Below are 18176 nucleotides of genomic sequence, written 5' to 3'. Positions count from 1 at the left end.
ACACGACCGCCCCGCTTCGGCGGGGCGGTTCCTATGCGGCTTCGATATCCGTCCTGGAGAAATCGTCGCCCTTGTAGAGCAGCGGCATGTTGAGGTGCCGGGCACAGGCATAGGCGAAGCAGTCGCCGAAGTTCAGGCCCGCCGGATGCCGGCCCTTGCCGAAACGCTGATAGGCGATGACGGCCAATTCGCCCGTACCGGGATCGACCGGCTCGACCTTGACCGAAAGCAGCTTCAGGAAATCCGTGACGAGGGCAAAGGCATCCGTCGGCGCGATCTGCCTCTGGCGCCCCACCGCAAGCGAGGTCTCCCAGATGGCCATCGGCGACGTAAAGCGCATTTCAGCCCGCTGGAGCCTCCCGAGGAGCGCGTCAGCCCCCTCTTCGGACGCCAGGATTGCTACGAACGCCGAGGCGTCGACGAACATCGATCAGTCCTCGTAAAGACTATCGATGAAAGCCTTGTCGGCGGGCGGGCCGACCTTGGGGTATTTCGCATCGAGATCGCGGACGAAGGCCTTGGCCCGGTCCGCCAATGTCGGCTCGCTTTCCGCCCGCTCCAGCTCACGCGCCAGCGCCTGCCGCACCGCCTCGGTCTTGCTGACCTTGCGGAGCGCGGACAGCCGCTCGGCAAGCCGGTCGACTTCCTGATCCTTGACATAGAGCGGCATGGTATATCCTTTCGTAGTCCGGGGTATATATAACATGCGGCACGCGGCTTTCAAAGCTCAAGCCGCCTTCACCGTCTCTGGATGCGCCGCCTTGAAGGCCGGAAGCACACGGCAGGCCTCGGCGATCCGCCGCACCTGCGTCAGGCCGGACAGGTCGGCGCCCCAGCGTTCGGCGTTGTAGACCTGCGGGACGAGGCAGAAGTCGGCCATGGTAGGGGTTTCGCCGTGGCAGAAGGCGCCGGTGGCGGGGTTGTCGAGTAGAGCCTCGACGGCGGCAAGGCCTTCGCCGATGAACTTCTTCATCCAGTCGGCCCGGACACCCTCTCCGCCGCCGGTGATCTCCATGACATGGCCCACGACGCCCGTATTGCAGACGGCGTGGATCTCCATGGCGATGGCGTAGGAGAGCGTGCGCACGCGCTGCCGGCCGAGCGGGTCGGCGGGGAGGAAACGCGCCTGTCGGCGCGTTTCGCAGAGATATTCGATGATGGCGAGGGACTGCGTCAGCGTCTCGCCGTCGATGACGAGCGCCGGCACGAGGCCCTGCGGGTTGCGGGCGCGGTGTTCCGGCGCGCGCTGCTCGCCGGTGAGGAGATCGACGGAAACCCGGCGATAGGCGAGGCCGAGGCTTTCGAGCGCGATGCGCACGCGGTAGCTGGCGGAGGAGCGCCAGTAATCGTAGAGGACGATCTCCTCGCTCATCGGGTCACTCCTTCTCGTAGCGCGTCACGGTCTGCTCGATGGCGCCGAAGATCGAATGGCCCGCCTTGTCCTTCATCTCGATGCGCACGGTGTCGCCGAACTTCATGAAGGGCGTCTTCGGCGCACCGGTGGCGATCGTCTCGATGGTGCGGACCTCGGCGATACAGGAGTAACCCGCGCCGCCCTCGGAGACCGGCTTGCCGGGGCCGCCGTCGAGCTTGTTGGAGACGGTGCCCGAGCCGATGATCGAGCCGGCGACGAGCGGGCGGGTCTTTGCCGCATGGGCGACGAGCTGGCCGAAATCGAAGGTCATGTCGACGCCGGCATCGGCCTTGCCGAAGGGCGTGCCGTTGAGCGAGACGAGGAGCGGCAGGTGCAGCTTGCCGCCCTCCCAGGCATCGCCCAGTTCGTCCGGCGTGACGGCAACGGGAGAGAAGGCGGAGGAGGGTTTCGACTGGAAGAAGCCGAACCCCTTGGCGAGTTCGCCTGGGATGAGGCCGCGCAGCGAGACGTCGTTGACGAGCATGACAAGGCGGATCGCATCGCGCGCCTCCTCCACGCTCGCACCCATCGGCACGTCGTCGACGACGACGGCGATCTCGCCCTCCATGTCGATGCCCCAGGCCTCGTCGGACGCGAGGATCGGGTCGCGCGGACCAAGGAAGCTGTCGGAGCCGCCCTGGTATATAAGCGGATCGGTCCAGAAGCTCTCCGGCATCTCGGCATTGCGGGCCTTGCGGACGAGTTCGACATGGTTGACATAGGCAGAACCGTCCGCCCATTGGTAGGCGCGCGGCAGCGGGGAGGCCGCGTCGTGCTCGTGGAAGCGGGTGGTCGGCTGCGAGCCGGTCTCCAGCCCTTCGGCGACCCGCTCCAGCCGCGGCGCGACATGCGCCCAGTCATCGAGTGCCGCCTGCAGGCTGCGGGCGATATGGCCCACTTCCGAGCAGCGCGTCAGGTCGCGCGAGACGACGACCAGTCGGCCGTCGCGGGTGGAATCCTTCAGTGTCGCAAGTTTCATGCGTGTCGCTCCCGATCTTGTTTCCGGCCGGCGGATCGTGTCATCTTCCGGCCGCCTGTCTCCACCCGCATGCGCCGCGTCCGCGCCGCATCGCCTCTCCAAGGAAATCCCGCTTGAACCGCACGGTCCGAAATTCCCTGCTGATCACCGCCGGCTTTATCGCCGTGACGGCCGCCATCCTTTATACGATGGGTCAGCCGCTCATCTGCAAGTGCGGATATGTGAAACTGTGGCATGGCGTGGTGGTTTCCTCCGAAAACTCCCAGCACCTCACCGACTGGTACACGCCGAGCCACATCATCCACGGCATCCTGTTCTTCGGCTTCTTCACGCTGATCCTGAAGAAGACGAGCATCAATGTGCGGCTTGCCCTGTCGCTCATCGTGGAATGCGCGTGGGAAATCCTCGAAAACACCGACATGGTCATCAACCGTTACCGCGAATCGACCATCTCGCTCGACTATTTCGGCGACAGCGTGGTCAATTCGAGCGCGGACATTCTCGCGATGGTCGTCGGCTTCTTCCTCGCCTCGCGCCTGCCCGTCTGGGCAAGCATCGCGATCATCGTCCTCTTCGAGGCGACGACGACCTACCTCATCCATGACGGACTGACGCTCAATATCCTGATGCTCGTCTGGCCGATGGAGGCGGTGAAGGCCTGGCAGGGCGGCTGAATTCACTTGATTCCCGGCGTGCCGTCGAACCGGCGCTCCAGCCCGTCCCAGCAGTCGAGATAGTTGTCCTGCAGCGTCTCCAGCTCGGCCGCGAATTTCGTGAGCTGCTGCGGAAACCGTGTCTCGAACATGAAAGCCATGGTGTGGTCGAGCTTGACGGGCTTCAGCTCGCCGTTGGAGGCCTTGTCGAAGCCGGTGGCATCGGGGCCGTGCGGCAGCATCATGTTGTGCAGGCTCATGCCGCCGGGCACGAAGCCCTCTTCCTTGGCATCGTACTGGCCGTGGATGAGGCCCATGAACTCGCTCATGATGTTGCGGTGATACCAGGGGGGGCGGAAGGTATGCTCGGCGACCAGCCAGCGCGGCGGGAAGATGACGAAGTCGATATTCGCCGTGCCGGCCTCCTCGGTCGGGGCCGTCAGCACCGTGAAAATCGACGGGTCGGGATGGTCGAAGAGGATCGCGCCGACCGGCGAATAGGTGCGAAGGTCGTATTTGAACGGCGCGTAATTGCCGTGCCAGGCAACGACGTCGAGCGGCGAATGGCCGATCTCGGTGACGTAGAACTTGCCGCACCATTTGACATGGACACGGCAGGGCGTCTCCTTGTCCTCGTAGGCGGCAACGGGGGTCTTGAAGTCGCGCGGATTGGCGAGGCAGTTCGCGCCGATCGGGCCGCGATCCGGCAGGGTGAATTTCGCGCCGTAGTTCTCGCAGACATAGCCGCGCCAGACGTCGCCCTCGCCGATGCGCGAGACCTTGAACATCATGCCGCGCGGGATAAGTGCGATTTCCAGCGGCTCGACATCCATGATGCCCATTTCAGTGAAGATGCGGATCGCGCCCAGCTGCGGCACGACCAGCAGCTCGCCGTCGGCATCGAAGAAATAGTCGTCCACCATGTCCGCGTTGAACGTATAGGCATGCGCGGCCATGCCGACCTGGGTCAGGACGTCACCCGCCGTCGTCATGGTGCGGATGCCTTCGAGGAAGTTCAACGCCTCCTTCGGCGCGGGCAGCGGGTTCCAGCGAAGCTGGCCGAGCGGCAGGGAATGGTCGTCCAGGCAGGGCGCGGTCTTCCAGTGCGGGTAGCTCGCATGGGAAAAGCGGCGGGTGTGGCGCACGCTCGGGCGGATGCGGTAGAGCCAGGAGCGCTCGTTGGTGCCGCGCGGGGCGGTGAAGGGCGAGCCCGAGAGCTGCTCGGCATAGAGCCCGTAATTGCACTTCTGCGGGCTGTTCTGGCCCTGCGGCAGGGCGCCGGGCAGGGACTCCGTCTCGAAATCGTTGCCGAAGCCCGGCATGTATTTCAGGCTGTTGGTGCTGCCAGCCATGGCTTGCCCTCCTCCGCAAGGCTCTTTATCAGATAGTTACAGATGTAACCGTCCATTATGTAACCATCAAGGCGGCCGGCCATGGACTTCAAGCTCGAAACCTTCCTGCCCTACCGGCTGAACCAGGCGGCCGAGCGGGTAAGCCAGCGCTTTGCCGCGCAGTATCGGACGCGCTACCGCATGACACGCCCGGAATGGCGGACGCTCGCAGCCCTCGGCGCCTACGGCCGCATGACGGCGACGGAGATCGGCGCCAATTCCAGCATGCACAAGACGAAGGTTTCCCGCGCCGTCCGGGCACTGGAGGAAAAGCGCTGGCTGAAGCGCAACGAGGACGCCGACGACCGCCGCTTCGAGCATCTGGACCTGACGCCGGCCGGCCGGCGCATCTTCACCGAGATGATCGAACTCGCGCACGCCTACGAGCGGGAAATGGCGCAACTCCTCGGCGCCGGCGCCCTTGAGCAACTGGAGGCCGGCCTTGCGGCGATCGAGGCGAAACTGCCGGGCGCGATGCCCTTGCGATCGTCCCGTGAGTGACGGGACCGGAACATCCGTCCACCGTAATAGCGCACCGCCAGAGACCCTGCCGGTGGCCCATCCGATCTGGACTCGCGATATGCAACGCGACGGCCGGCTCCCGCGAGCGATCTCCATGGTCCGGCATTCTTGCAGGAAAAGCACATTCCCCGGACTTCGCGGAAAGGGGTTCCTGCCCAACTCACACCGCGGGAACGGCAGGTCTCATCGAGCACGACATTATCCATCAGGCAGACGCGGCTCACCGGGGGGGATAGACCACCGTTCCGTCCGCTTGCGGCTCGGCGCCGGGAGTCAGGTGCGCCTCCTCGATCCGGCCTTCGCCCATGATGTGGAAGACGGTTTCGCCCTGCGCGATGAGGTAATCGGAAACGATGCGGCGGTGACAGCGCCACCAGACTGCCTCGGCGCACATCATCGCGCAACGCCACCGATGCCCCTCCGTGCGAAGATGTTCCAGGCCCGCATGGAAGGCATCGGACAGCGCATAGTCGGCGTAGTTATGGAAGCTCCTGTTTTGCCAAAGGCCATTGACCTGCGGCGGCAAGGCCGGCACGCGGCCTCGGAGCCCGCCAAGTGCCGCGACATGTTCATAGGCTATCTGCACCTCGGCCAGCGCGGTGGACAACGCGTCGTGGTTGAACTGCGGATTGGCGCGTGACATCGGCATCTTTCGAATATCGACGACCCGTTCGATGCGCGCGGAACGCAGAAGGGCGACAAACTCCGCGAGACTGCGGTTGGAATGGCCGATGGTGAAAAACGGCTGCGTCATCGCCGTCCCGCAGGATCGACGGCGCTGCCATCATGGATGAACTCCAGCGTATGCCGGTCGGGCTCGCCGGCAAAGAACCGCTCCAGCGCAAGCCGGAAGCGTCTCTCCCTGCCCTCTGCCGCCACTTCGAACAGGGTCATCGAGGAGCGGAATTTCAGGTCGTCGGGCGAGCCGAAGATGTCATGGACGGAACCGCCCTGCACGGCGAGCACCGCATCGACCGCCTCGGCCAGCCTTCCGGCAAGCACGGGATGTTCGAGATAGGCCCTGGCCTCGTCGAGCGAACCGATGCCATAGAATTTCGCGGTAGGAGATCGCCCCAGCGCGCGCAATTGCGGGAAAACGAACCACATCCAATGGCTTTCCTTGCGGCCCGCCCGCAGTTCCGCCAGGACCGTGGCGAAGACAGGGTCCTGTGCCGCAACGAAGCGGGAAAGCTCGAACCGGTCGTCCCCTGTCATCGCTTCGCCTCCTGATACCCGGCTACATCCTACCACAGTGAAGGTGGATCACAGGCAGGTGGCGTATCCGCCCAACGACCGAACGCATCGTGTTGTTTCGCCGCGCCGGTCGTTTGCCGCGGTTCTTCGGTAGCGGCGACATCGGCGCTCTTGAATTCCTGTCGTCCCCTCCCCATCTCTCGCTCACTGCCCGTTCTCGACGACTGCCTGCAGCGATGGTCCCCTGTCGCGCGTTCGTAGTTGTCCGGGCTCGAAGGGCGCTCCCCGAAAGGGTCGAGCGCCCTTCGTCATTTCAGGCCTTCGGCTTGGCGCTGGGCAAGGATCTGCTGCTGTTTTCCAGCCGTGAGCCTTCGTGAAAGGCCATGCCACTCGAAAGAGGAGAGGCTTGGCAAAGTTTGGGTTGACCCGTTTTGCCGGCGAGGTGACACTTCGCTCCACACTTGACGGGAGGAGAGACGATGGACGAACCTGAACGCTGGCGCCAGATGGCAAGCGCGCCGAAGGACGGTAGCCGAATCCTCGTCACGGTCCGCTCCTCCGAGCAGGGACCGGCGGAAGTCGACGTCGTCTACTGGTCGCATGGCGATCGGTTCGGCGGGGAAGGCTGGCGCGCCTCCGATTCCGCGCCCGGCTGCGTCATCGAATATGCCGAGCCGGAGCTGAAATGCTGGATGCCGATGCCTTCGGCCAATTTCGGCCGCGCCGCGCCCGCACCATGGCAGGGCGACGATGCCCAGCAACTCGACGGGTCGGGAATTTAGCCGTTTCCGTGTCGCAGGAGGGAAGCAATCTTCGCGACGGACAATGGCGGCCGGTCAAGCCGCCTTCGCGGGATTGAAGCACGCACCTGCGGGAAGGAGCGTCAGTCGGTTTTCGACTTGTGCTCCGGCTTGCCCTTGCGCCTGGTGGAAGCCATTTCCTCCAGCTCCTTTTCCGACATGGATTTCTCCATGCCCTTCGAGGCGCCCTTGAGCTCGCTCTTCTTCATGTCGCCGCGCTTGGCGGCAAGGGCCGCACCGGCGGCCTTCTGCTGCGCTTTCGATTTTGCCGGCATGACAGCCTCCTTTGTCGAATGGAGCGCAAACGCGGGCCGCCGTGCGATGTTCCCGGGGAGGCGCATGCGGAGGCTCGCCCCACGTCCGGCCTGCCGGCCTCCTTCTCCTTGGCTGCGGGGAGAACGGGATATGCCGCGCCGGCTTCCCCAACCAACAACCGCGCGTGGGGCAGGCCCCCTCTCCCTGCTTGCGGAGCGAGGGATAGGGTTGAGGGCAGGGCCACAGGCGATATGTTCACCCCCGCTCCTTCACCGTTTCCATCGCCACATTGGTCGAGGTATTGGCGACATAGGGCAGGTTCGAGATGCGCTCGCCGAGCACAAGCCGGTACTTCTTGATGTCGCGGGTGCGGATCTTCAGGAGATAATCGAAGCGGCCGGCGATCATGTGGCACTCCTCGACTTCCTTGATCTTCTTGACCGCCGCGTTGAAGCTGTTCAGCGCCTCTTCGTGGGTGTTGGTCAGCTTCACCTCCGCGAAGGCGATGTGGTCGAGGTTCATCTTCGAAGGGTTGAGGATCGCCTTGAAGCCCTGGATGAAGCCTTCGGCGATCAGCCGCTTGAAGCGGTTCTGGCAGGGCGTCTTGGACAGGCCCACCTTCTCGGCCAGCTCCGCGACGGGGATGCGGCCGTTTTCCGTGAGTTCCTCGAGGATTTTCCGGTCGAAAGCATCCAGCGACCCATCAGCGTGGGAAATATCGGGCAAATCACCCTCCAATCTGCGAAAAATAGATACAATCAGCCTAATCGAAGGCGATTTGAAGTCCATTTGTTTTTTAGCATCATGATATTGTCCGCACCAGTTTCCCGGATCGCCCAAGCGACATCCGGCCGCCCTCGACGCGGCCGGCGCAAGCGGCGAACCTTTACCGCGAACAGGGGATGATGGTGCACGACAAGAGCTTCGATGATAGCATGCGGCCGGACCTTCTCGGCCACTACAAGCCGCTCGGCATAAGGGCGCTGGTCGCGGCCTGCAGCATCAGGGCGGAGCGGTCCGCGCGCGGTGCGCCGGCCATCCGGCTCCATCGCGCCCCGGAGTTCCATGACGTCCCCGACCGGGACGAGCCTGCCGTCACCTTCATCCGCTGATTTCCTACAGAACCTCGCGTCCCACAGGTCCCGCCATGCAGAAACCCTTTGCCAATTTCGCGCCGCCGATCCGCCCGCAGAGCGAGCTTCGCCAGGCGATCACCGCCGCCTATCGCCGCCCCGAGACCGAGTGCCTGCCGCCGCTCGTCGCGGCCGCGCGCGTCACCGACACGCAGCGCTATGACATCCGCAGCACCGCCCGCACGCTGATCGAGGCGCTGCGCGCCAAGCACAAGGGTACCGGCGTCGAGGGCCTGGTGCAGGAATATTCGCTGTCGAGCCAGGAAGGCGTGGCGCTGATGTGCCTTGCCGAGGCGCTGCTGCGCATTCCCGACACCGACACGCGCGACGCGCTGATCCGCGACAAGATTGCCGAAGGCGACTGGACCTCCCATATCGGCGGCGGCAAGTCGATGTTCGTCAATGCCGCGACCTGGGGCCTCGTCGTCACCGGCAAGCTCACCTCCACCGTCAACGACCGCGGCCTTTCCGCCGCGCTCACGCGCCTCATCGCGCGGGCCGGCGAGCCGGTCATCCGCCGCGGCGTCGACATGGCGATGCGCATGATGGGCGAGCAGTTCGTCACCGGCGAGACCATCGAGGAGGCGCTGAAGCGCTCCAAGCCGCTGGAAGCGCGCGGCTTCCGCTATTCCTACGACATGCTGGGCGAGGCCGCCACGACCGCCGCCGACGCCGAGCGCTACTACCGCGACTACGAGGCCGCCATCCATGCCATCGGCAAGGCCTCGGCCGGCCGCGGCATCTACGAAGGCCCCGGCATCTCCATCAAGCTCTCGGCGCTGCATCCGCGCTATGTCCGCGCGCAGGCCGCCCGCGTCATGGGCGAACTGCTGCCGAAGGTGAAGGCGCTCGCCGCCATCGCCAAGAGCTACGATATCGGCCTCAATATCGACGCCGAGGAAGCCGACCGGCTGGAACTCTCGCTCGACCTCCTCGAAAGCCTCTGCTTCGACGAGGACCTCAAGGGCTGGAACGGCCTCGGCTTCGTGGTGCAGGCCTACGGCAAGCGCTGCCCCTTCGTGCTCGACTTCATCATCGACCTCGCCCGCCGCTCCGGCCGGCGCGTCATGGTGCGCCTCGTCAAGGGCGCCTACTGGGATGCCGAGATCAAGCGCGCGCAGCTCGACGGCCTCGAAGGCTTCCCGGTCTATACGCGCAAGATCTATACCGACGTCGCCTATGTCGCCTGCGCCCGCAAGCTGCTCGCCGCGCCGGATGCCGTCTTCCCGCAGTTCGCCACGCACAACGCGCAGAGTCTCGCGACGATCTACCAGCTCGCAGGCCCGGATTTCGCCGTCGGCAAATACGAGTTCCAGTGCCTGCACGGCATGGGCGAGCCGCTTTACGACGAGGTGGTCGGCAAGGACAAGCTGGACCGGCCGTGCCGCATCTACGCCCCCGTCGGCACGCATGAGACGCTGCTCGCCTATCTCGTCCGCCGCCTCCTCGAAAACGGCGCGAACTCCTCCTTCGTCAACCGCATCTCCGATCCCAAGGTCTCGGTGGAATCGCTGATCGCCGATCCGGTCGACATCGTCGCCGCCATGCCCGTCGTCGGCGCGCAACACGACCAGATCGCCCTGCCCGTCGACCTCTTCGGCAAGAGCCGCGCGAACTCCAGGGGCCTCGACCTTTCCAATGAGACGACGCTTGCCGAACTCGCCGGTGAGCTTGCCGGCAGCGCCGCCGGAGAATGGCACGCCGCCCCGCTTCTGGCGGACGGCTCCACGGCCGGCGAGACCAGCGACGTCCTCAACCCCGCCGATCACCGCGACGTCGTCGGCCGCGTCACCGAGATCAGGGCAGAAGACGCCGAGCGCATCGTCGGCATGGCGGCGGACAGCGTCGCCGTCTGGACCGCGACCGCCCCCACCGAGCGCGCCTCCTGCCTCGACCGCGCGGCGGACCTCATGGAAGCGCGCATCGAGCCGCTGATGGGCATCATCATGCGCGAGGCCGGTAAGTCAGCGGCCAATGCCATCGGCGAGGTGCGCGAGGCCGTCGATTTCCTGCGCTACTATGCCGAACAGGCGCGCCGCACGCTCGGGCCCTCGCACCTGCCGCTCGGCCCGATCGTCTGCATCAGCCCGTGGAACTTCCCGCTCGCCATCTTCACCGGCCAGGTCGCGGCCGCGCTCGTCGCCGGCAATGCCGTGCTGGCGAAGCCCGCCGAGGAGACGCCGATCATCGCGCATGAGAGCGTGAAGATCCTGCACGAAGCCGGCGTTCCGGCCGGCGCGCTGCAATTCGTGCCCGGCGCGGGCCGCGTCGGCGCGGCGCTTGTCGGCGCCTCCAAGACGGCCGGCGTCATGTTCACCGGCTCGACGGAAGTCGCCCGCCTCATCCAGGCCCAGCTTGCCGAGCGCCTTTCGGAAAGCGGCAAGCCGATCCCGCTGATCGCCGAGACCGGCGGCCAGAACGGCATGATCGTCGATTCCTCGGCGCTTGCCGAGCAGGTCGTCGGCGACGTCATCGCCTCGGCCTTCGACAGCGCCGGCCAGCGCTGCTCGGCGCTGCGCGTCCTGTGCCTGCAGGACGACGTCGCCGACCGGACCCTGACCATGCTGAAGGGCGCGCTGAAGGAACTGACGCTCGGCCGCACGGACAGCCTCAATGTCGATATCGGCCCGGTCATCACCGCGGAAGCCCGCGACGGCATCGTCAAGCATATCGAGCGCATGCGTGAGCTCGGCAACAAGGTCGAGCAGCTCCCGCTGCCGGCCGGCACGGAGAACGGCACCTTCGTGCCGCCGACGATCATCGAGCTGAAGACGCTTTCCGACCTCAAGCGCGAGGTCTTCGGCCCCGTGCTGCATGTCATCCGCTTCCGCCGCGCCGATCTCGACCGGCTGATCGACGACATCAACGCCTCTGGCTACGGCCTCACCTTCGGCCTGCACACGCGCCTCGACGAGACGATCGCCCATGTCGTCAGCCGCATCAAGGTCGGCAACATCTACGTCAACCGCAACATCATCGGCGCGGTCGTCGGCGTGCAGCCCTTCGGCGGACGCGGACTTTCCGGCACCGGCCCCAAGGCGGGCGGCCCGCTCTATATCGGCCGCCTCGTGCAGAAGGCCCCGATCCCGCCGCAGCAGGATTCGGTGCATACCGATCCGGCATTGCGCGACTTCATCACCTGGCTCGACCGCAAGGGCAAGGCCGCCGAAGGCGAGACGGCGCGCAGCTTCGCCAACCGCTCCGCGCTCGGCCTGGAGCGGGAGCTGTCCGGCCCGGTCGGCGAACGTAACCTCTACGCGCTGCATCCGCGCGGCCGCATCCTCCTCGTGCCGAAGACGGAAGCCGGCCTCCTGCGCCAGGTCGCGGCGGCGCTCGCGACGGGCAACCAGATCGCCATCGACAGCGTCGAACCCGTTAAGCCGGCTCTGACTGACCTCCCCGCCTCCGTCGCCGCCCGCCTGACGTGGACGGCCGACTGGGCGAAGGACGGCCCCTTCGCCGGCGCGCTCGTCGAGGGCGAGGCGGAGGACGTCGAAAGCGTCAACCGCAAGATCGCCGGCCTTCCCGGCCCGCTGGTGCTGGTTCAGGCGGCGACCAGCGCGGAACTTACGAGCGACCCGGAAGCCTATTGCCTCAACTGGCTGCTGGAGGAGGTCTCCACCTCCATCAACACGGCCGCCGCCGGCGGCAATGCCAGCCTGATGGCCATCGGCTGACAGGCAGTCGCGGCGGATTGCGCCGCGACTATCCTTCCCGCGGGCATGAGGCCCCTCATCCGGCCTGCCGGCCACCTTCTCCCCGCAGGCGGGGCGAAGGGGCTATGCCACGCTGGTTTCCTTCCCCATGCGCCTAAGCGATGCGTCCCTTCCGCCTTGCCGCAGGGCAATCGCATATGAATTCGACGCTGCCGCCCGCCCCTTCTCCCCTCGGGAGAAGCTGGCCCGAAGGGTGGATGGGGGCCGGGTGCCCTCCTTTGGCTTCCTCCTGCCTTCAACATCTCCCTCACCGGCCTGCGGGGAGAGAGCCAAGGTGAGGGGCAATCCCACATGCGACACCCTCACCTTTCCACCACCGAATCACCCCACATCACCCTCGCAAAATCCGCCTCCGCCACCCGCCCCGGGCGCGGCAAATAAGGCGCGTCTACCTCAGCGTTTCCTCCCGCAGCCGGATCGCCGCCATCCGCATCGACAAGGCATGCCTCGCGCCAGCCTCACCTGCAAATTAACCATTTGTTAACCATTTCACCGCTACACCGGAGCTACCGAAAATTAACCAAGATGACTGACGTGTTAACTCAACCCCGGCCGATCCGCCTCAAGGGGCGGTCCTTCCTTGCGCTTGCGCTGACCCCTGAGCTGCCCTTTGCGGACTGGCTGCGGCGGCTCGACGATCTCGCCGCCCGCTCGGCCGGCTTCTTCCTTCGCCGGCCGGTGGTGCTGGACGTCGAGGGGCTGGACATCGACCGCGCGGAGCTTCGCGAGCTCGTCGACCAGCTCAATGCGCGCAACGTGCGGGTCATGGGAATCGAGGGCGCCCGCTCCTCCCTGCTCGGTCCCGACATGCCGCCGGCCATGACCGACGGACGCCCGGCGGCCGACATCGAGGCGCCGGCGGACGAGCCGGCGGAGCCGATGGAAACGGCAAGGCCGGTGAAGGCTGCGGCGCCCGTCGCCGTCGCACAGGTCCCGTCGACCCCGTCGCTGGTCGTCTCGCGGCCCGTACGCTCGGGCCAGTCGATCTTCTTCCCGGAGGGGGACGTCACCATCATCGGCTCGGTCGCCTCGGGCGCCGAGATCGTCGCGGGCGGTTCCATCCACGTCTACGGCCCCCTGCGCGGCCGGGCGCTGGCGGGTTCGGCGGGCAATGCCGGAGCGCGCATCTTCTGCCGCAAGCTCGAGGCGGAGCTGATCGCGATCGACGGCTTCTACAAGACGGCTGACGACATGGATCCGGACCTGCGCGGCAAGCCCGCGCAGATCTGGCTCGAAGGCGAAACAATCAAGGCCGCGACACTCGGCTGACGAATCCAACGCACTGGAGACACATATGGGCAAGGTAATCGTTGTCACATCGGGCAAGGGCGGCGTCGGCAAGACGACGTCGTCGGCCGCATTGGGCGCCGCGCTGGCGCAGAACGGCGAGAAGGTCGTGGTCGTGGACTTCGACGTCGGCCTGCGCAATCTCGACCTCGTGATGGGCGCCGAGCGCCGCGTCGTCTACGACCTCGTCAACGTCATCCAGGGCGAGGCCAAGCTCACGCAGGCGCTGATCCGCGACAAGCGCGTCGAGACGCTCTACCTGCTGCCGGCCTCCCAGACCCGCGACAAGGACAACCTGACGCCCGAGGGCGTGGAGAAGGTCATCGCGGCCCTGAAGAACGCCTTCGACTGGGTGATCTGCGACAGCCCCGCCGGCATCGAGCGCGGCGCGACGCTGGCCATGCGCCATGCGGACATCGCCATCGTCGTCACGAACCCGGAAGTCTCCTCGGTCCGCGATTCGGACCGCATCATCGGCCTTCTCGATTCCAAGACGCTGAAGGCCGAGAACGGCGAGCGCATCGAAAAGCACCTGCTGCTCACCCGCTACGACGCCATGCGCGCCGAACGCGGCGACATGCTGAAGGTCGACGACGTTCTGGAGATTCTCTCGATCCCGTTGCTCGGCATCATCCCGGAAAGCATGGACGTGCTGCGCGCCTCGAATGTCGGCGCCCCCGTGACGCTGGCCGACGGCCGCAGCGCCCCGGCGCTCGCCTATTTCGAGGCGACACGCCGCCTCAAGGGCGAGACTCTGCCGGTCACCATTCCCGGGGACAAGCGCAGCTTCCTCGGCAAGATCTTCGGAAGGAAAGCGGCATGAACCCGTTCCGTTTCTTCTCCCGCGGCCAGTCGGCCCCCGCAGCGCGCGAGCGCCTGCAGGTGCTGCTCGCCCACGAACGCGCCGCCACCGGCGACTCGGACCTCGTCAACAAGCTGCGCGACGAAATCCTGAAGGCGATTTCCAAGCACATGCAGGTCGACGACGAGAAGGTCTCCATCAAGATGGAGCGCGGCGCGCAGGTCTCGACGCTCGCCGTCGACATCGAGATCCCGTTCGACCCGACGAAGAAGGCGGCCTGACGGCCGCCTTCCCCTCGCCGCGCGCCAGGCGGATGCCCGGCACCGATCCCGCACGTTTGAAGGACAAGCGCACCGCCACCGGCCCCTTGCGGCCGATACCCAGTTCAACTTCTGTCCCAAGGAGGATGCCATGACCCGATTAGCACTTCTGGAGAGGCTCAAAGCAGCCCAGCGGATGCCCAAGTACCAGGGGCGTGACATCACCACCATCAGCGCCATCCTTTCCAACCAGGCACTGGCGCGACATGTCGAAGTTTGCGAACAGGCCGCAGGGATCGCGGCGCCCCCCGACGAACCGCCCGGAAAGTCACGCCCGGACGACACGGGCCGGATTGCCCGCCCGATGTCCTGACTGCGCCATTTTGTCGCTATCAGAATGCCCCCCCGCCGAAGCCCCGGCGGGCGGTCGTCCGCTTGCGTTGTGGTTAACGGCTGCTTTCGCAGGCTTTTGCAGGCCCGGCAAAACCCACTTGAGAATCGTTAAAAAAACGCCCCTGCTTGCCGCCACGCCGGGCCCTGCCTGCCATTGAATCCTTAAAGTTGACTCTTACAGTCATGTATAATATCGCCAATCACATCCGCCCTGCGGATTGTTGAAGTGGAGATATTTATGAACATTGTTAAGGGGTTAGCCGGGCCGCTAGCAGCGGTGGCCGTGGGGGTCGCGCATGCCAACGCCACGGAGATCCGGGGCTTTACCGAATTTGAAGGTCGATGGCTGGGAGGAGAGGCGGCGGGCCAGCTCGGCGTCATGCTGCCGTTCCGCCTCGATGACAGCCAGTCGTTCTTTCTCGACCTCAGCGGGGCATTCGTCGAAGGCGGCATCCGGCAGGGATCGCTCGGCGCCGGCTATCGCTTCGGCGCGCAGAACCCTTGGACATTCGGCGTCTACGGCTATTACGATTATCTGAAGTCCGGTTACGGCAACGACTTCCATCAGCTTTCGCTCGGCGCGGAGGCCATCGGTCCTCTCTTCGAGACGCGGGCCAACATCTACCTGCCGCAGCACGGCAGCAGGGCGGCGGACGGCGCGGGCCGTGGCGTGGTCAGCGGCGGAACCCTCAAGTTCCGCGAGGGGCGCGAGGAGGCCCGCACGGGCGCCGATGCGGAAATCGGCGTCAAGGTCCCCGGCATCTCGGAAGACGGCAACGCGCAGCTCAAGCTCTATGCCGGAAGCTACTGGTACGAAGGCCGCAATGTCAGCGACATGTTCGGCGGCAGGCTCCGCGCGGAACTCACGGTCGCCAATGTCGCCGGCCTTCCCTCCGGGTCCACGCTCTCCTTCGGCGCAAGCGCCGCCTACGACAACGAGGACAAGATCACCGGCGGCATCATCGCGCGGCTTCGCATCCCGTTCGGCGTTCCCGCCGGCGGAACGGTCGATCCGTTTGATGCCGCCACGCAGTCCGTCCGCCGCAATGCGGCTATCCGGACCGAGGTCGCGGCGAGCGGCGCGCTGGAGGATGCCATCTTCGCCTTCAACGGGCGGGCCGCCGGCACGGTGCTGAACGTATCGGCCGCAAGCGGCGATGCGGCCGCCATCAACACCCTGCTCGCCGGCGCCGGAAACGGCGCGCTCGTGCTGGCAGACGGCGCTCTCGGCCTTGACGGCTCGCTCATGCTGGGCGAAGGCCAGGCGCTGCTCGGTGGTGGCGGGACGCTCGCCCTGCGCGGCGCCACCAGCGGCGGCCGCGGCACGTTCACGAACGCCGGGGCGGCGACGACGCTGACCGGCTACGATCCGGCGCAGGACGTCGTGACGATGGCCTCGAACAGCATGCTCTCTTCGCTCGCCATCACAGGCGGCCTTGCCGGCATCGGCAGCACGGATACGTCGGGCCTCACCATCGACCGTGTCGATGTTTCGGGAACCGCGCATGACGGCATCCGCCTGACGCGCGTCGACGGCGCCGTCGTCGAAAACAGCGCGATCCACGATCTCTACATCTGCACGAACAACACGACCTGCGAATTCTCCGTCATCGGTGATCCCAACCGGGCGCCCTACGCCGCCATCAGCGCGCATGGCACGAAGAACCTCACCGTCCGCGACACCGCGATCGACAACGTCACCTACGGCATCTTCGCCGGAAGCGCGATCGACGACAGCGACTGGCCGCCTGTCATCACCGACCTTGCCAGCAACATCGTCATCGACAACGTGACGATTTCCCGCTCGCGCCGCGAGGGCATCCTCCTCGTTGCCGCCGACGACGTGACGATGAACAGGGTGACGATCGACAACACGAAGCAGGATCGCGACATGGACCTCGTCGTGCTGCAGGGCACGTCGAATGTCCGGATCACCGACATGTCGCTGAAGGGCGGCATCAACGGCCTGATGCTCGTCACCGCCTCCACGCTGCCGGACGAATCGCAGACGACGAATGTCAGCGTGGACGGCCTGAAGATCGACGGCACGACCAATGCCGGCATCTTCTTCAACCCGGTCTCCGGCATCGACCTGAAGAACGTGACGATCACCAATGCCGGCACATACGGCATGTTCTTCTACGGCTCGAGCTGGTCTGGTCCCGTCAGCGACATCTCCTTCGAGAACGTTGCGATCGACAATGCCGGAACGGCGGGCCTCTATTTCATGGGGCCGTCGGAAGACCTTTCCGGCAGCGTCACGGTCAGGAACACGCCGCGCGATTGCAAGTCCGATCCGTCATGGAACGGCGGCCTCAGCGGTTCGATCGCCCAGCCCGGCGGCTCGGTCTTCATCGTGAACGGCAAGGAAATCGGCGCCGGCACCTTCGTCGCCCGTTGCGGCTGAAGCCGATAGCGCTGTCCCCGCGGCCGAGGCCGCGGGGATCCATGCTAGCGCGCGAACTTCCGCGCGCCGGCTACGCACAGCACGATGGCGAGCGTCGTGAAGACCATCAGCGGGCTGACCTTCTCGTGCAGCAGGCCGGCGGCGAGCACGAGGCCGAAGAAGGGCTGGAGAAGCTGGAGCTGGCCGACCGCCGCGATGCCGCCGAGCGCAAGGCCGCGATACCAGAAGATGAAGCCGATCAGCATGCTGAACACGGAGACATAGGCAAGCCCCGCCCAGGCATCGCCGGCAATGCCGGCCCAGCTTTCGGGAAGCGAGACGAGCGCGATCAGCGCCATTGCCGGCAGCGACAGCACGAGCGCCCAGGAGATGACCTGCCAGCCGCCCAGCCGGCGCGAGAGCTTGGCGCCCTCCGCATAGCCGAGGCCGCAGACGATGACGGCGGCGACCATCAGGAGATCGCCGACGAGCGAGACCTCGGCGCCGGAATTCAGCGCGAACCCCACCACTGTCGCGCTGCCGAGGACGGAAAAGAGCCAGAAGAGCGGCTTCGGCCGCTCCCCGCCGCGCAGCACGCCGAAGATCGCGGTCGAAAGCGGCAGGAGGCCGATGAAGACGATGGAATGGGCGGACGTGATGTATTGCAGCGCGATCGCCGTCAGCAGCGGGAAGCCGACGACGACGCCGAGCGCGATGACGGCGAGCGAGAAGAGATCGTCACGCGAGGGCTTCGGCTGGCGCAGCGCGAGCAACAGGGCCGCACCGAGAAGCGCGGCGATGACCGCCCGCGCCGATGTCAGGAACATCGGTGAGAAGCCCGATACCGCGATGCGCGTCGCCGGCAGCGAGCCGCTGAAGATGATGACCCCGAGCAGCCCGCTGCCCCAACCGTCCGTCGATGTTTTCATGATACCTCGCATTCCCCTTTCCGATACATCCGGGGGGCTGGCGGCGGCAGGAACAAAACCAT

General features: G+C 65.9%; 20 protein-coding genes. 10 read left to right on the top strand and 10 right to left on the bottom strand.

Features of this window, described 5'->3' with window-relative positions; genetic code table 11:
* Nucleotides 1–31: 31 nt before the first annotated feature.
* From L0976_RS13415 to L0976_RS13400, 4 genes are read right to left on the bottom strand one after another with little or no spacing between them, the layout of a single operon-like run.
* A complete protein-coding gene (locus L0976_RS13415; RefSeq protein ID WP_234187836.1) occupies nt 32–427 on the bottom strand; it encodes a type II toxin-antitoxin system VapC family toxin in 396 nt (131 codons plus the stop codon).
* A 3-nt stretch (nt 428–430) separates the two neighbouring features.
* Nucleotides 431–670 (bottom strand): type II toxin-antitoxin system VapB family antitoxin, encoded by a 240-nt coding sequence (locus L0976_RS13410; RefSeq protein ID WP_234187834.1) that lies wholly within the window; start codon nt 668–670, stop codon nt 431–433.
* Between the two features lie 57 nt (nt 671–727).
* Nucleotides 728–1372, bottom strand: coding sequence for a maleylacetoacetate isomerase (gene maiA, locus L0976_RS13405; protein ID WP_234187832.1), 645 nt, complete (start codon nt 1370–1372; stop codon nt 728–730).
* 4 nt (nt 1373–1376) lie between these two features.
* Entirely contained in the window at nt 1377–2393 is a 1017-nt protein-coding gene (locus L0976_RS13400) for a fumarylacetoacetate hydrolase family protein (protein WP_234187830.1), read from the bottom strand.
* Between the two features lie 113 nt (nt 2394–2506).
* On the opposite strand from L0976_RS13400, the gene L0976_RS13395 reads away from it, so the two are divergent.
* Nucleotides 2507–3067 carry a DUF2585 domain-containing protein gene (locus L0976_RS13395; RefSeq protein WP_234187829.1) on the top strand — a complete coding sequence of 187 codons (561 nt, stop codon included), beginning with the start codon at nt 2507–2509 and terminating at the stop codon, nt 3065–3067.
* A gap of 2 nt (nt 3068–3069) precedes the next feature.
* On the opposite strand, the gene hmgA is transcribed toward L0976_RS13395, so the two are convergent.
* Nucleotides 3070–4398, bottom strand: coding sequence for a homogentisate 1,2-dioxygenase (hmgA, locus tag L0976_RS13390; protein WP_234187827.1), 1329 nt, complete (start codon nt 4396–4398; stop codon nt 3070–3072).
* Nucleotides 4399–4479: 81 nt separating this feature from the next.
* On the opposite strand from hmgA, the gene L0976_RS13385 reads away from it, so the two are divergent.
* Nucleotides 4480–4938, top strand: a complete 459-nt coding sequence (locus tag L0976_RS13385) for a MarR family winged helix-turn-helix transcriptional regulator (RefSeq protein WP_234187825.1) — start codon at nt 4480–4482, stop codon at nt 4936–4938.
* Between the two features lie 241 nt (nt 4939–5179).
* Here the strand turns inward: L0976_RS13385 and L0976_RS13380 are convergent, their stop codons facing one another.
* Together L0976_RS13380 and L0976_RS13375 are read right to left on the bottom strand one after the other, a co-directional pair.
* The gene (locus L0976_RS13380; RefSeq protein WP_234187824.1) at nt 5180–5713 is read right to left on the bottom strand and encodes a DUF488 family protein; all 534 of its coding nucleotides are present in this window, start codon (nt 5711–5713) and stop codon (nt 5180–5182) included.
* Nucleotides 5710–6174: a DUF1810 domain-containing protein gene (locus L0976_RS13375; RefSeq protein ID WP_234187822.1), complete on the bottom strand. Its 465-nt coding sequence runs from the start codon at nt 6172–6174 to the stop codon at nt 5710–5712. Before L0976_RS13375 ends, L0976_RS13380 begins: the two co-directional genes overlap by 4 nt.
* 458 nt (nt 6175–6632) lie before the next feature.
* Here L0976_RS13375 and L0976_RS13370 point away from each other — a divergent pair, with 458 nt between their 5' ends.
* The gene (locus L0976_RS13370) at nt 6633–6935 is read left to right on the top strand and encodes a hypothetical protein (RefSeq protein ID WP_234187820.1); all 303 of its coding nucleotides are present in this window, start codon (nt 6633–6635) and stop codon (nt 6933–6935) included.
* A gap of 101 nt (nt 6936–7036) precedes the next feature.
* On the opposite strand, the gene L0976_RS13365 is transcribed toward L0976_RS13370, so the two are convergent.
* Together L0976_RS13365 and L0976_RS13360 are read right to left on the bottom strand one after the other, a co-directional pair.
* Nucleotides 7037–7228 carry a DUF3008 family protein gene (locus L0976_RS13365; protein ID WP_234187818.1) on the bottom strand — a complete coding sequence of 64 codons (192 nt, stop codon included), beginning with the start codon at nt 7226–7228 and terminating at the stop codon, nt 7037–7039.
* A gap of 235 nt (nt 7229–7463) precedes the next feature.
* The gene (locus tag L0976_RS13360) at nt 7464–7934 is read right to left on the bottom strand and encodes an Lrp/AsnC family transcriptional regulator (RefSeq protein WP_233290584.1); all 471 of its coding nucleotides are present in this window, start codon (nt 7932–7934) and stop codon (nt 7464–7466) included.
* 176 nt (nt 7935–8110) lie between these two features.
* Between L0976_RS13360 and L0976_RS13355 the strand changes: the two genes are divergently transcribed.
* From L0976_RS13355 to L0976_RS13325, 7 genes are all read left to right on the top strand, one after another.
* Nucleotides 8111–8320, top strand: a complete 210-nt coding sequence (locus L0976_RS13355) for a hypothetical protein (protein ID WP_234187816.1) — start codon at nt 8111–8113, stop codon at nt 8318–8320.
* 35 nt (nt 8321–8355) lie between these two features.
* On the top strand, nt 8356–12018 hold the full coding sequence (putA, locus tag L0976_RS13350) for a trifunctional transcriptional regulator/proline dehydrogenase/L-glutamate gamma-semialdehyde dehydrogenase (protein WP_234187815.1): 3663 nt from the start codon (nt 8356–8358) through the stop codon (nt 12016–12018).
* 564 nt (nt 12019–12582) lie between these two features.
* On the top strand, nt 12583–13326 hold the full coding sequence (gene minC / locus L0976_RS13345; RefSeq protein ID WP_203315795.1) for a septum site-determining protein MinC: 744 nt from the start codon (nt 12583–12585) through the stop codon (nt 13324–13326).
* Between the two features lie 25 nt (nt 13327–13351).
* On the top strand, nt 13352–14167 hold the full coding sequence (minD, locus tag L0976_RS13340; RefSeq protein WP_203315794.1) for a septum site-determining protein MinD: 816 nt from the start codon (nt 13352–13354) through the stop codon (nt 14165–14167).
* Nucleotides 14164–14427, top strand: coding sequence for a cell division topological specificity factor MinE (gene minE / locus L0976_RS13335; protein ID WP_203315793.1), 264 nt, complete (start codon nt 14164–14166; stop codon nt 14425–14427). The genes minD and minE overlap by 4 nt, the downstream gene beginning before the upstream one ends.
* A gap of 130 nt (nt 14428–14557) precedes the next feature.
* Nucleotides 14558–14779, top strand: coding sequence for a hypothetical protein (locus L0976_RS13330; RefSeq protein ID WP_234187813.1), 222 nt, complete (start codon nt 14558–14560; stop codon nt 14777–14779).
* 258 nt (nt 14780–15037) lie between these two features.
* Nucleotides 15038–17206: a right-handed parallel beta-helix repeat-containing protein gene (locus L0976_RS13325; protein ID WP_234187812.1), complete on the top strand. Its 2169-nt coding sequence runs from the start codon at nt 15038–15040 to the stop codon at nt 17204–17206.
* Between the two features lie 44 nt (nt 17207–17250).
* Here the strand turns inward: L0976_RS13325 and L0976_RS13320 are convergent, their stop codons facing one another.
* Entirely contained in the window at nt 17251–18114 is an 864-nt protein-coding gene (locus L0976_RS13320) for a DMT family transporter (protein WP_234187810.1), read from the bottom strand.
* Nucleotides 18115–18176: the final 62 nt, after the last annotated feature.

Source organism: Shinella sp. NM-101 (assembly GCF_021401195.1).
GTDB lineage: Bacteria > Pseudomonadota > Alphaproteobacteria > Rhizobiales > Rhizobiaceae > Shinella.
The sequence above is the reverse complement of the archived record's forward strand: the minus strand, read 5'-3'. Positions and strand labels throughout refer to the sequence as shown.